A 13,724-nucleotide genomic window follows, 5' to 3' on the forward strand; every position below is an offset into this window, starting at 1 on the left:
TCTGGGAAGAATGTAAAATAAATTGGCCCGGACGGATAGCTGGGCGCGTCGGGGAGAAACTCAGCTGTCGACCGTGTTTGCTTTCAGCACATACCCCTTGCCGCGCACGGTCTGCAGGAAGCGGGGGAATTTCGGATCTTTCTCGATCTTCCGGCGCAGCCGATTGATCTGTACGTCGACGGTACGCTCGTGGCCGTTCACGGCATTGCGGGCAACCAGGTCCTCCCGGCTCAGTGTGCGGCCTGGTGTCTGGGCAAAGCATCCGAGCAGCAATGCTTCCGACTCGGTCAGGTGCACCGCGCTGCCGTCCTTGGTCAGCTCGGCGTCTGTCCGGTCGTAGATGTATGGGCCGAAGGTGACGCGTGAGGTCGCTTCCTGCATGCCTGGGGCGATGCGGGTGCGTCGCAGGATGGTGCGGATGCGCAATAAGAGTTCACGTGGCTCGAACGGCTTGGTCAGATAATCGTCCGCCCCGGTTTCCAGTCCCTCGATGCGGTCTTCCACCTCGCCCATGGCGGTGAGCAGCAGGATCGGCAGGTCGCGGGTCTGGCGCATCGACCGGGTCAGCTCGAAGCCGGTTTCCCCCGGCATCATGACGTCCAGAACGATCAGGTCGTATTCGATTGCCGCCAGTTTGCGCCGGGCGTCGGCAGCATCGCCTGCGGCGGTTACACGAAAACCGTTTTCGCTCAGGAATCGGGTCAGCAAATCGCGTAGCCGGCTGTCATCGTCGACGACAAGAATATGGGCCTGGTCCTCGCCATCCATCGGGCTGTTCATCCCTTGCCGCGGCGTTGAGGTGGCATGGCCGGGGCGACGATCTCGAAGCGCTCCTGATCGCCCGGATCGATGATGCCACGCAGCACCTCCCGGAACCCCTGTACCGCTTCCGCCCCGGCGGCCTTGTACGCGCGGGCGATCCGCTTGCGCTGGTTTTCCGTCAAACGATGCTCCAGATCGACGCCTTTCTCGGTCAGGGTCAGCAGCTTCTTGCGCCGGTCTCCCTGGTCGGTTGTCTGGTCGATATAGCCTTCATTCACGAGTTGGCTGAGAACTCGGGAGAGACTCTGTTTCGTGATTTTCAGGATCTTCAGAAGGTCGGTGACGGTGATCCTGGGATTGCGTCCGACGAAGTAGATCACCCGGTGATGGGCCCGCCCGAGATCGATTTCCGAAAGGATGGCATCCGGCTCACCCGTGAAGTCCCGATAGGCAAAAAACAGCATCTCTATGCCTTGCCTCAGTTCCTCCTCCCGCAGGAAAAGCGGATTGGCCATGCTTTTTACGTCAACCATGTTGACTTAATTCCTTTTGAATGTTAGCTCTTGGCTCAAGTTTGGGTAACAATCTAACCAAAGCACCCGTCAACATGAACAATTCGAACGGGTTAGGCTTTGGAGCTTGCTGGGATGAAACCTCATGAGCCTGCTTCCTTTCGATGATCGCGACGGTGCCATCTGGATGGACGGTACCTTGTTGAACTGGCGTGACGCCAAATTGCATGTACTTAGCCACGGGCTGCATTATGCCAGTTCGGTGTTCGAGGGCGAACGGGTTTATAGCGGACAGATCTTCAAGTCCCGCGAGCATACCGAACGGCTGCACCGTTCCGCCGGAATTCTGGGCTTCAAGATCCCTTACGATGTCGATGTCATCGAGGCCGCCAAGCAGGCGGTGATCGACTCTATGGGGATCGTCGATGGCTATGTCCGTCCGGTTGCCTGGCGCGGCAGCGAGATGATGGGGGTGTCCGCCCAGCAGAACACCATTCATCTGGCCGTCGCCGCCTGGGAATGGCCGTCCTATTTCGATCCGGAAGCGAAGATGAAGGGGATCAATCTGGATATCGCCAAGTGGCGCCGTCCGGCTCCCGACACCGCGCCGACGAACAGTAAGGCTGCCGGTCTCTATATGATCGCGACCATGTCCAAGCACGATGCCGAAGCGCGTGGTTTCCACGATGCTCTTATGCTGGATTATCGCGGCTATGTCGCGGAGGCGACCGGCGCCAACATCTTCTTCCTGATGGATGACGGCCGGCTGCATACGCCGACCCCCGACTGTTTCCTCGACGGCATCACCCGCCGCACGGTGAAGCAGCTCGCTATCGATCTCGGCTACGAGATCGTCGAGCGGCACATCCGTCCGGAAGAGATGGCGCGGGCAACCGAATGCTTCCTGACCGGAACTGCCGCGGAAGTAACCCCGGTCGGCACCATCGGCACCTACAAGTTCACACCGGGCGAGATGACCCGCAAGCTGGTCGACGCCTATGACGTGGCCGTGCGTGCCCACGCGACGGGCGTGCAGGTCGCGGCCGAGTAAGGCAAAACGATCTCCGGTCCCGGGGGAACGATCCCGTTCTCTCCAGGCACTGGACATATCTTTCGTGAACGGGGGAAGCTGACATATGACAGCTTCCCCCGTTTGCGCATTCGACGGCACCCACTGGGTGCCGGGACCACTCGCCAAGGGACCTTTCCCTGGGTTGCATGGTGGCGTTGTCGGCGGTCTGCTTGCCGCCGAGATGGAAAAGACATCCCATGAAAGCGGTGGCGGGATGGGATTGCAGATGTCCCTGTCCCTGCTGCGCCCGACACCGATGGAACCGGTCGCGATTTCCGTCCGGACCCTGCGTCAGGGGCGCCGTTCCCTTCAGCTCTCCTCGGAACTCGTCGCCGGCGGCAAGACTTGCGCTGTGGCGAGCGCCCTGTTTCTGACGCCGGAGTCATTGCCGTTTCTGGAAGAACAGCCTGTGGAACGGACCCCGGTTGCGGGGGCGGATTTCCATGTCGGCCGGTCGATGGATCAAACCTGGTTCGCGGATGCTTGCGAGATGCGCCGGGAAGAGGGAGGCCGCGTCTGGATGCGGCATCTTAATCCGGTGGTGGACGGCATGGGGCCGCTGACCCGCGTTCTGTCTTTGGCTGATTGGGCAACAGGCCTTTCCCGCCCCGCTTGGGTAGATGCGGAGAAAGTGGTTTTCCCGAACCCGGAAATCACTATCCACCTGCATCGCCCGCCCGCCGGTCCTTGGCTGGGTGTGGACTCAAAACCGTTCTGGAATGCCAGCGGCCTCGGCATCACCACGAGCGATCTTTACGACGAGGCGGGGTATCTCGGCCGGGCAACGCAGCCGGTTGTACTCGCTGCAATGGAGTGAGGTGCATCAGCGCCTCTTGCCTTTGCTCAACACCCGCTAACTTCCGTCATCCCTTATTTCCCCCGTCATCTCTGGGTCCCTGTGTCCGCAGGGATGACGAATGGGGGGCTGCGTGTTCTAGGCGCTCATTATCTTTGAATGCACTTCCCGGATGCGCGCAGCCGTCTCCGGTGTCAGGGCACCGGTCAGACCAAGGGGCAACCAGCGGCGCTGAAAGGCGAGTAGAACGTTGCGTGCTGACTGGCTCATCACGGTATCTTCAGGTGCCGCATATCCGATTTCCGCAAGCAGTCTCATCGCCTCCGAAAACTTCATTATTTCGGTTGTTGTCGGGGCGTCCGCGGGCCAGATGCCGATGCCGCTGCGGGCGAGGCTCTCCCAGTCGAATAGCTCCCCCGGGTCTTCCTTGCGGTCCGGGGAGACATCGGAATGGGCAAGGACACGGGAGGCGGGAATGGGGTGGCGCGACAGGATGTCCGTGGCGAGATTGATCAGGCTGTCCATCTGCAAGCCGAGGAAAGGCCGGTAGCCGAACTGATGGCCCGGGTTAACCAGCTCGATGCCGATAGAGCGGGCGTTGATGTCCGTCGCTCCCTGCCATGAAGCGACACCGGCATGCCAGGCCCGTCGGGTCTCGTCTACCATCCGGTAGCAGCAGCCGTCCTCGTCGATCAGGTAGTGGGCGCTGACCTTGGCGTTCGGATCGGTCAGCCGGTCGAGAGCGGCTTCTGCCGACTGCATGCCGGTATAGTGCAGCAGCAGGATATCGATGGCTGTTCCGTCCGGACGAGCGTCATGATTCGGGGAGGGGCGGTCGATGATGTTCTCAATTCCCTCCATCTTGCGCTTTTCCCTCGGCTTCCGCTGCCACAGCGGCTTTCGGTGCTGGTGCCGTCCGTCCGATGGTAACGGCGCCAACCCCGACGATGGTAAGGGCGGCGCCGGCAACTTGGAAGGCGTCCATATGCTCGCCAAGAAAGATGATGCCGGAGGCTGCGCCGACCAGTGGAGCCAGAATTGTCAGCGGCATGGTCTGGGAGACATCGTATTTCTGCAGAATCTTGTACCAGATCCCGTAGCCGAAGATGGTAACGCCGACGGACATGTAGATGACGCCGCCCCAACCGGCGGTCCCGGCCGTTTGCAGTGCTTCCCATTGCCCGTCCTCCAGGATCAGCGAGGAGCCGAGGATCATGGGGGCGGCCAGCACCGACATCCAGGCATTCAGCACGAACGGGTTTACCGTCCCCATCCATTTCACCTGAATATGGGCAAGCCCCCAAAGCAGCGCGGCGATGATGACCAGGCCGAGATTGAACAGGCTGCTGGACGTCTTTGGTGCGCCCGCCAGCATGGCCACACCAGCGAAGGCTATGGCAATCCCGAGGATTTGCCGCCGGTTCGGACGTTCGCGAAAAAAGATAACCGCGAGAATTACGGCGAAGGGCACCTGGATCTGTGCTGCGATGGCCGCGAGTGAGGCGTCGGTGCCCTTCAGCCCGGTGAACATGAAGGCGAAGTGCAGCACGCCAAGAGTGACCGAGAGACCGAAGATATGCAGGAACTTGATACCCCGCCATCTGAGGAAAGGCAGCAGCAGGATGGCGGTGAGCAGGTAGCGCAGCCCTATCAGCATCATTGGTGAGAATTCGGCCATGGCGATCTTGCCGAAGGCGAAGTTCATGCCCCAGACCACCATGACAACGACGCCGAGCAGAATGTCCTGCGGCTTCATGAAGCGCGGGCTTTCTCGACCGTCTCACGCAGTTCTTCGAGTTCAAGCCAGCGGTTCTCCGCATCGTCCAGTTCGGCCTGGGCCGCCTCCAGTCGCGCGCTCGCGGCCTTGAACCGTTTGGGGTCGCGGGTGAAGAGGTCAGGATTGGCAAGCTCGTTCCCGAGGGTCTCGATTTCCGTTCCGAGTTTGTCGATCGTGTCCGGAAGCATGTCGAGGGCTCGTTGATCCTTGTAGCTGAGCTTGGCGCGTGGCTGGGACGGTTTTTCGGCCTGGCTCGCCGATGGCTTGCTCTCGCGTTTTTTCGGTGCGGCCGCTTCTTCGGCTTCCGATTTCCGGAACGCCGCGTAGTCGCTGAAACCGCCGACGAATTCCTCGATCTTGCCATCGCCCTCGACGGCGATGATGGAGGTCACCACCCGGTCGAGAAAGTCTCGGTCATGGCTGACGAGGATGATCGTGCCGTCATATTCGCCGAGCACTTCCTGCAGCAGATCGAGGGTTTCGATATCAAGATCGTTGGTCGGCTCGTCGAGCACCAGCAGGTTGTGCGGTCCGGCGAACAGCTTCGCCAGCAGCAGCCGGTTGCGCTCCCCGCCGGAGAGGTTCTTCACATGTGCCCGTGCCTGGCGCTCCTCGAACAGGAAGTCGCGGAGATAGGAGACGACATGCTTCGGCTTGCCATGGACGAACACTGTATCGCCGCCACCGGGACAGAGCGTCGACCAGAGGGTTGCGTCGCCGTCCAGCGTCTCCCGGTACTGGTCGAAATAGACGGTCTCGACGCCGAAGCCGACGCGGACGCGGCCCTTGTCAGGTTTCTCCTGGCCGATCAGCATTTTCAGCAGCGTGGTCTTGCCGGCACCATTGGCGCCGACCAGGCCGATGCGGTCGCCCCGCTTGATGATGGTGGAGAAGTCTTTCGCCAGGACCTTCTCGCTGCCGTCGGGTTGCGTGTAGGACTTTGAAATATGGTTCGCTTCAATGACGAGCTGGCCGCCGGACTCGGCATCTCCGACGCTGAGATTGACCAGCCCGGTCCGCTTCATTCGCTCGGCGCGCTCCCGCCGCATGCCGAGCAGACCGCGGACCCGGCCCATGTTCCGCTTGCGCCGGGCGGTAAGCCCTTCGCGCAGCCACCGGGTTTCCTCGGCGATCTGTTTGTCGACCCGGCGCTGGGTCGCTTCCTCGTCCGCCAGCACCTTGTCCGCCCAATCGGCGAACGCTGAAAAGCCTTCGGAATTGCGGCGCACCTCGCCCCGGTCGATCCAGTAGGTCCGGTTCGACAGGCGGCTGAGGAAGGTTCGGTCATGGCTGATCAGCAGGATGCCGCCCTTGAAGGCTTCCAGTTCCTCTTCCAGCCATTCGATGGTCGGCAGGTCGAGATGGTTTGTCGGCTCGTCCAGCAGCAGCACGTCGGGCTCGGACACCATCGCCCGCGCCAGGGCAACGCGGCGAGACTCTCCACCGGACAGGGCATCGGTCAGCCGGTCCCCGTCGAGGGAGAGATGCAGCAACATGGAATCGACCAGATATTCCGCCGGATGCTCACCTGGATTGACCGAAAGACCGCTCCGCACATGCTCGCGGATGGTGATGCCTTTTGGCAGAGGGGGATCCTGCGGCAGATAGGCGATCTTGGCGCCGGGCTGCACGAACCGCTCGCCCTGATCGAGATCCACTTGTCCCGCGAGACATTTCAGCAGGGTCGACTTGCCTGAACCGTTGCGACCGACAAGGCAGATGCGCTCGCCCTTGGCCACGGTCACGTCTACATCGTCGAACAGAACGCGTTCACTGAGGGTGAGCCGGGCGTTGCGAAGGGCGACGATCGGCGGCGCGGAAGAGGCTCGGGCCATGCTCAGTTCATACCGCGTTGTTTGGCAATACGGTCATAGGCGGCGTTGATGGCGGCCATCTTTGCTGTCGCGGCAGCGACGAACTCTTCTGGCAGGCCTTCGGCGATCAGCCGGTCCGGGTGATGTTCACGGATAAGGGTGCGATAGATTTTTTTGACCTCAGCATCGTCGGCGCCATGCGCGATACCAAGCACGCTGTAGGGATCTTCCGCGTCCTTGTCACCGGCGACGGCGCGCATGCGCTGAAAGGCAAGGGCATCGAAGCCGAAGATCTCGGAGAGGCGTTCAAGATAAGCGATCTCATTCTGGTGGATGACACCATCTGCCTTGGCGATATGGAAGAGGCTGAGCAGCAGCTCTTCGAGAACGGGTGAGCCCGGATTGAACAGCCGGGCGATCTGCTGGGCATAGACCTCGAAGCCTTCGACATCGTGTCGGGCCAAGTCCCAGACCCGGCCGACATTGCGGACCTCTTCGGGGGGGATATGGAAAACTTCGCGAAAGGCGGCGATCTCGTCGCGGGTGACCACACCATCTGCCTTCGCCATCTTGGCGCTGAGCACGACGACGCCAATGGTAAAGGCGATTTTCTTGGTCGCCGCTTCCTCGTCTTTTGGCGTATCGGAACTGGCGAACCGGTCCACGGCATGGCCAGCGGTCGCGCCAAGCAACGCGCCGATTGGTCCGCCGAGCGCAAGACCGGCCGCGCCGCCAATGATTTTACCCCAGATACTCACGTTTCAAGCACTGCCGAGATGGTGGAACATTTGTAGAATATCATCGGAACATGTCGGCTGCCGGTAATTCCGTCAACAGGGCGTTCGCCGTCAGCGCGATAGCGTAGCCCTCTTGCTGGAGCTTGTAGCTGGGAGTAGTTTGCCAGACCTACCTTTTCGAACGGAGATCCCGAAATGGACGTAGAGGCGAAGCCAGTCGATGCTGCCACCCGTGACGCAGCGCTCGATGCTCTGAAGCAGATATTCGGGGACCGATTCACGACTGCGGAAGCAGTCCGCCATCAGCATGGCAAGGACGAGAGCTATCATGCTCCGATGGCGCCGGACGCTGTCGTTTTCGCGGAAAGCGAAGACGAGATCGCCCGCGCCGTTATGGTGTGCAACCGGCTGAAATATCCGGTCATCCCGTTCGGTACCGGAACCTCGCTTGAAGGCCATATCGCTGCCCTCAGGGGCGGTGTCTCCATCGATACCTCGCTGATGAACCGGGTCCTTGCGGTCCATGCCGAGGATCTGGACGTCACCGTGCAGCCGGGCGTTACCCGGAAGCAATTGAACGAGCATCTGCGCGATACCGGCCTGTTCTTCCCGATTGACCCCGGGGCCGACGCCTCGATTGGCGGCATGACGGCGACCCGCGCTTCCGGCACCAATGCGGTGCGCTACGGCACCATGCGGGAGAACGTGCTGTCACTGCGTGTTGTCACGCCGAGCGGGGAAATCATCCGGACCTCGCGGCGGGCCCGGAAGTCTTCCGCAGGCTATGATCTGACGCGCCTTTTCGTCGGCTCCGAAGGCACGCTCGGCGTGATCACCGAGATCACGCTGAAGGTATACGGTATTCCGGAAGCTATCTCGTCGGCTGTCTGCCAGTTCGACACTCTGGAAGGGGCCGTCGACTCGGTCATAACGACGATCCATGCCGGCGTTCCCGTCGCCCGTATGGAGTTGCTGGATGAAGTCCAGATGGGCGCCTGTATCGATTATTCTAAGCTTAAAGGGTATGAAGCCAAGCCGACCATCTTCTTCGAATTTCACGGCAGCGAAGCCGGGGTTAAGGAACAAGCCGAAACGGTTGAGATGATCACCGCCGATTTCGGCGGCAGCTCATTCGAATGGGCGACCAGGACTGAGGATAGGAACGTTCTCTGGCAGGCGCGGCACGATGCCTACTATGCGGGACTTGCGCTGCGTCCTGGCTCACAGGGCTGGCCGACGGATGTTTGCGTGCCGGTTTCCCGGCTGGCCGAGTGCATTCGGGAGACGAAAAAGGATATCGTCGATTCGGGACTCTGCGCGCCGCTGGTCGGTCATGTCGGTGATGGCAATTTCCACCTCGTCTATGTGATCGATCCTGACGATGCGGATGAGATGGCACGGGCCAAGGCGCACAGCCAGCGGATGGTTTATCGGGCTCTTGAAATGGACGGTACCTGTACCGGGGAACATGGAGTTGGGTATGGCAAGATGTCTTACCTTCAGGAAGAGCACGGTCCGGCGCTGGGTATGATGCGGTCGATCAAGCGGGCTCTCGATCCGAACAACATCATGAATCCGGGCAAGATCGTCGAGATCTGAAAACGCCTTTAGTCAGTGAGTGTCTCGGTCTGGCCCGGGGCATTCTCAGCCTCCTGGGCAGGGTAGGCTCGTACGCGGTCAGCCGGCAGGTGGACACGCACCAGAGTTCCGACACCGGGCTCGCTTTCCAGCTTGATCGTCCCGTCATGCATTTCGGTCAGGTTCCGGGCGAGGGAGAGGCCAAGACCGACGCCGCCGTAGCGTCGGGAGAGATCCTGTTCGGCCTGCTGGAAAGGCTCCATGACACGTTCAAGGTCCCGCTCGGATATTCCGACGCCGGTATCTTCGACCGTGATCTCAAGGCCGCCGTCATCGATAATACTGACGCTTGCCGAGATCTTTCCGCCCGCAGGGGTGAATTTGACGGCGTTTGTCAGCAAGTTGATAACGACCTGACGAAGGCGCGTTTCATCCCCAAGAAGGGCGGGCAGATCCTCTGGGAGATTCAGACTGAGGGTGAGAGCTGCAGCTGAGATCTTTTCGTTCAACATGCGCACGCAAGACCGCATCATTCGCTGCACATCAATCACGTTCTCGTCCAGCGTCAGAAAGCCGGCTTCGATACGGGAAATATCGAGCAGGTCGTTCAGAACTGTCAGCAGATGCTGGCCGGTGTCGTTGATGTCTTTTGCATATTCAAGATACCGATCGTTCTGCATCTTCCCGAAGAGCTGATCGGTCAGGATCTCGGAAAAGCCGATGATCGCATTCAGTGGGGTCCGCAGCTCGTGGCTCATATTCGCGAGGAACGCGCTCTTCGCCCGGTTTGCGTGATCCGCTTCGTATATCGTCCTTAGCAGCTGTGCCTGACGGTCCCGTTCCTCGGTGATATCCGTGCCAGTCCCGCGGTAGCCTTTGAACACACCATTTTCGAAGATCGGCGTGCCGCTTATACGTCGAAAGCAAGGCTTATCGTCTGCGCCGAGGGCTGCGTATTCGAAATTGCGGAACGGTTCGTGGGCTTTGAGCGTCTCGCGATGCTCCTTCCACACGTCAGCCCGGTTGCTGTTCCACTCCAATGCTGCAAATCGCAGGTATGAATGGCCCAATTGAATGGCGACCGGCGTCCCGGTGACTTTCTCGTATCTGTCCGACAAGTAAGTCAGCTTGTGCTCAGCGTCGAGTTCCCAGAACCAGTCGGGCGAGATGGAAGCAAAGTCCTGAAAACGTTTTTCGCTTGCCTTGAGAGCTTGGCTCAACCGGCGGCGTCGTAAATGACCGAATACCAGGAGGGTGATCAGAGCGCCTTGCAGCAGAACAAAGAGCGCCCCGCACCAGATCAGCGTCGCACTCGGAAACGAAGATGCGGAATTGTTAGCCGCAACAGTGTCCGTGGCTGCTTCTGCCGGGGATGACGGCTGGGTCGTTGTCGTTGGGGCCGTGGCGGTTTCCGCACTGACTGCTGTGTCATTCAGCAGAAAAGTCGCCGCCATTCCCCCGAACAGGATCGCGTAATGCAGAGAATTGATGCGCATTCCTTCAGCCTCGGCATTCGCTATTCTGGAATTCCGTCGGTTCAGCTGGATGCCCAACCGAATGCGCAACAATCCTCTGTTTGGATTAATAAATTCTTACGTCTCCCGGACGGCATCCATCACGGCGGCACAGAATCCATCAAACGCATCGCGTTCGATCCAGCGGACCACGGCGACCATGTCGAGTTCCGGATCGATCCAGATGACGTTCGAGCCTTTGCCCTTGGCGAAATAGCTGGTGCGCGGTGCGGAAGGCGCGGAGCCGCCCTCGCCGTTTAGCCACCAGAGATAGCCGTAATCCGCATTGATCGGGCACGGAGTTGTCGCCTGGCCGATATAATTATCGGAGATCAGCTGCTTGCCGTTCCACACGCCACTGCGGGCCATGAGCAGACCGGTGCGGGCCTGATCGCGGGAGCTGATGAACATGCCGCCGCCCCAGTGCGAGCCGCCGGAGACCGACTGGATCTTCTTGCCGTCGATATCAACCCAGGAATTTTCGTAGCCGTGCCATTCCCAGTCGGTTGATGCGCCGATCGGGTCCATGATCCGCTCTTTGATGACTTCCGGAAGCGGCCGTTTCCAGACCCGGAGCAGGGCGAGGGCCAGCCGGTTCACGCGAACATCGTTATACTCCCAGAAAGTGCCGGGGGTCTGCATGTCGCGGGTCTTGCCCTTGAGCGTGCCTTCGCCCGTTTGAGCGTCGAGATCGCGGTTGTGATCGATCCAGTCGGGCTTGCTCCACAGCGTGCCTTGCCACTCGCTGGTCTGCTGCAGCAGTTGCGCCCATGTGATCGGCTTGTTCTGTGGGTCGTCGAAACCGCCATCGTCGACCAGCTCGGCGACCGGACTGTCGAAGCTGGGGATCAGGCCGTCATCCAGAGCCAGACCGGCGCAGATCGAGAGGTAGCTTTTCGCGATGCTGAAGGTGATGTCCGGGCGGGTGGTGTCGCCCCATTCATGGACGATGCGGCCGCCCTTCAGGATCATGCCGTGCGGGTCGGCGCGTGGCCGGGTGATGCCGATAACGTCGCGCAGGCCTTCCGGCTCTCCGAACAGATCGTTGTCGAGGGCGCGACGGATATCGCGATCCATCGTCGACTCGTTCTTGATGGCGAAGTCGCTGGCGGCTTTCAGGCCGGCGGCGTCGAAGCCGGCGTCACGCGGATCAATAGGCTCCCAAGACTCGCTTGAGGCAGGAAAATACTGTGTCATCTCGGTCTCTTGATAACTCGGCGGGAAACGGACAGTAGCGCCCTTCTGTCGGGAGGGTCCAGACTTGCAATCCGCGCTGGCCCAATCGCAAACTGGAACGAAAGCACCGGGGGACACAGGCGATGACGATGTCGGATCAGGAAATCAAGGCGATGGGATTGCCGCGTTACACAGGCATTCCGACATTCATGCGCACGCCCTACCGGGAGAGTGCGGCGGGCCTCGATATCGCCCTGGTCGGCGTGCCCTACGATGGCGGCGTCACCAATCGACCCGGTGCCCGGCACGGCCCGCGCGAGGTGCGCAATCAAAGCAGTCTGATGCGCACGATCAATCAGGCGACCGGGGTCTGTCCTTACGAGTTGTGCAGCATTGGCGACGTTGGTGATGCGGTGGTCGAGCGGCCTTTCCAGCTTGAAAGCGCCCATGAAGAGATCGAGCGTTACTACAAGGATCTGGCGGTTACCGGTGCTGTCCCGCTCAGCGTAGGCGGGGATCATTCCATTTCGCTTCCGATCCTGCGGGTTCTGGCCCGGGAGCGGCCCGTCGGCCTGATCCAGATCGACGCTCATTGCGATACCGGGGACGATTATCTCGGCTCCCGCTTTCACCACGGCTCGCCATTCTCCCGCGCGGTTGAGGAAGGGCTGCTCGACCCGAAACGCTGCGTGCAGATCGGCATAAGGGGCGGCATCAATTCACGGGACCAGTGGGCCTTCAGTTACGAGCACGGCATGCGCGTGATCCAGATACATGAAGCCTACGAGATGGGGCTGGATGCGGTTATTGCCGAGGCACGCCGGGTGATCGGGGACGGGCCAACCTATTTCACTTTCGATATCGACGGCATCGATCCGGCTTACGCGCCCGGCACCGGCACGCCCGAGATCGGCGGTTTCACCGCGCTTGAGGCGCAATTGCTCGTGCGCGGGATGAGCGGAGCGAACCTGATTGGCGGGGATGTGGTTGAGGTCTCGCCGCCTTTCGATCCGAGCGGCATTACCGCCCTGACCGGTGCCACGATCATGTTCGAGATCCTCTGTGTCCTCGCCGAGGCCGTCGCGGCACGCAAGAGCTGATCCGGTGCTCGCTCTCCTGCTCGCAGGTGTCATTTCTTCGTTCTTCCTTATTGTGCCGCTGAATGCCGGCGCGGCAGAGCAGGAGGTCCGGCTGGATGTGGCGGAACTTCGTGGCGGTGCCGTGCCGCGTGTCCGTATCGCCGCATCTCCGCACATGCGCAGCGCTGCGTTTTATGCCCGGACGGCGGATGGATTGGTCCAGCCTATCTACTTTACCGGCCGGCTGACGGTGGATGGGTCAGGGCCCGTGCTTCAGGTCCCGGCGGGTGAGGAGCACCTTATCCCGATTGGCGGTACGCCCGGACTTTTCGTCGCCGCGCGAACCGGGCTGAAGCAGGATCGGGAGGCCGTCTTCGTTCTGCTGACCGAGGGCCTTCCCGCTGTACTTGCGGAAGCAACTCCCATCTCTGCGGGTGTTTTTTTCCGGCAGTTGGCGGCGGTCACGCGGCGGCAAAAGGGCGCGCTTCACATTCTTCCCTATATGATCGCAGCGGCGGGACTTCCGGCGGGTATCTCTCGGAAGGGAGAGACCGTGACGTTCGAGGTCGCTTTCGACGGAATTGCCCCGGAAGCGGTTTTCACAATTGCCGATATCCTTACGGTCGAGGGAGACGGGCCGTTGGCGCCTGTTGTCATCAACCTGCCGGAAGAGGGGGGCGGCATTGGCTTCCGCTACAGCAGCCTGGCATCCGAAACAGAATTCCGTGAGCGTTTGGGAAAGATCGCCAAGGGAGCCGGATTATCCGGAGCCCGTGTCGTCGATGATGGAGCCGGCACCCATTTGACTGTCATCGCCTCAGAGCCTTAATGCGGCTTGTTCTGCCAAGGATAAGCTGTTGCCGTTAATGGAAAAATCGACAAATATAAACACGTAAAAAACGAATAA

13 protein-coding genes are annotated in these 13,724 nt (G+C 60.6%); 5 read left to right on the forward strand and 8 right to left on the reverse strand.

Annotated features, from left to right (window positions below; all coding sequences use genetic code 11):
• Positions 1-60 precede the first annotated feature (60 nt).
• Together K328_RS0118135 and K328_RS0118140 are read right to left on the reverse strand one after the other, a co-directional pair.
• A complete protein-coding gene (locus K328_RS0118135; protein ID WP_205620702.1) occupies positions 61-768 on the reverse strand; it encodes a response regulator in 708 nt (235 codons plus the stop codon).
• 8 nt (positions 769-776) lie between these two features.
• Positions 777-1,295 (reverse strand): MarR family winged helix-turn-helix transcriptional regulator, encoded by a 519-nt coding sequence (locus K328_RS0118140; protein WP_028467180.1) that lies wholly within the window; start codon positions 1,293-1,295, stop codon positions 777-779.
• 124 nt (positions 1,296-1,419) lie between these two features.
• On the opposite strand from K328_RS0118140, the gene K328_RS0118145 reads away from it, so the two are divergent.
• Positions 1,420-2,325 carry a branched-chain amino acid aminotransferase gene (locus tag K328_RS0118145; RefSeq protein ID WP_028467181.1) on the forward strand — a complete coding sequence of 302 codons (906 nt, stop codon included), beginning with the start codon at positions 1,420-1,422 and terminating at the stop codon, positions 2,323-2,325.
• A gap of 85 nt (positions 2,326-2,410) precedes the next feature.
• Positions 2,411-3,163 (forward strand): thioesterase family protein, encoded by a 753-nt coding sequence (locus tag K328_RS0118150; RefSeq protein WP_028467182.1) that lies wholly within the window; start codon positions 2,411-2,413, stop codon positions 3,161-3,163.
• 117 nt (positions 3,164-3,280) lie between these two features.
• Here the strand turns inward: K328_RS0118150 and K328_RS0118155 are convergent, their stop codons facing one another.
• The 4 genes from K328_RS0118155 to K328_RS0118170 are packed head-to-tail and all read right to left on the reverse strand — an operon-like array spanning position 3,281 to position 7,491.
• Entirely contained in the window at positions 3,281-4,003 is a 723-nt protein-coding gene (locus tag K328_RS0118155; RefSeq protein WP_028467183.1) for an N-acetylmuramoyl-L-alanine amidase, read from the reverse strand.
• Positions 3,990-4,898: a DMT family transporter gene (locus K328_RS24780; RefSeq protein ID WP_051285099.1), complete on the reverse strand. Its 909-nt coding sequence runs from the start codon at positions 4,896-4,898 to the stop codon at positions 3,990-3,992. The genes K328_RS0118155 and K328_RS24780 overlap by 14 nt, the downstream gene beginning before the upstream one ends.
• Complete coding sequence (locus K328_RS0118165) at positions 4,895-6,754, reverse strand: ATP-binding cassette domain-containing protein (protein ID WP_036554893.1); 1,860 nt, start codon at positions 6,752-6,754, stop codon at positions 4,895-4,897. Before K328_RS0118165 ends, K328_RS24780 begins: the two co-directional genes overlap by 4 nt.
• Before the next feature lie 2 nt (positions 6,755-6,756).
• Positions 6,757-7,491, reverse strand: coding sequence for a TerB family tellurite resistance protein (locus K328_RS0118170; protein WP_028467185.1), 735 nt, complete (start codon positions 7,489-7,491; stop codon positions 6,757-6,759).
• Between the two features lie 174 nt (positions 7,492-7,665).
• On the opposite strand from K328_RS0118170, the gene K328_RS0118175 reads away from it, so the two are divergent.
• Entirely contained in the window at positions 7,666-9,069 is a 1,404-nt protein-coding gene (locus tag K328_RS0118175) for an FAD-linked oxidase C-terminal domain-containing protein (protein WP_028467186.1), read from the forward strand.
• 8 nt (positions 9,070-9,077) lie between these two features.
• Here the strand turns inward: K328_RS0118175 and K328_RS26035 are convergent, their stop codons facing one another.
• Positions 9,078-10,544: a PAS domain-containing sensor histidine kinase gene (locus K328_RS26035; RefSeq protein ID WP_028467187.1), complete on the reverse strand. Its 1,467-nt coding sequence runs from the start codon at positions 10,542-10,544 to the stop codon at positions 9,078-9,080.
• A gap of 96 nt (positions 10,545-10,640) precedes the next feature.
• Positions 10,641-11,759 (reverse strand): serine hydrolase domain-containing protein, encoded by a 1,119-nt coding sequence (locus K328_RS0118185; protein WP_028467188.1) that lies wholly within the window; start codon positions 11,757-11,759, stop codon positions 10,641-10,643.
• 122 nt (positions 11,760-11,881) lie between these two features.
• On the opposite strand from K328_RS0118185, the gene speB reads away from it, so the two are divergent.
• Both speB and K328_RS0118195 read left to right on the forward strand, forming a co-directional pair.
• Entirely contained in the window at positions 11,882-12,838 is a 957-nt protein-coding gene (speB, locus tag K328_RS0118190; protein ID WP_028467189.1) for an agmatinase, read from the forward strand.
• A 4-nt stretch (positions 12,839-12,842) separates the two neighbouring features.
• Positions 12,843-13,646 (forward strand): hypothetical protein, encoded by an 804-nt coding sequence (locus tag K328_RS0118195; protein WP_028467190.1) that lies wholly within the window; start codon positions 12,843-12,845, stop codon positions 13,644-13,646.
• Positions 13,647-13,724: the final 78 nt, after the last annotated feature.

The sequence above is a fragment of the Nisaea denitrificans DSM 18348 genome, from assembly GCF_000426505.1.
Taxonomy (GTDB): domain Bacteria; phylum Pseudomonadota; class Alphaproteobacteria; order Thalassobaculales; family Thalassobaculaceae; genus Nisaea; species Nisaea denitrificans.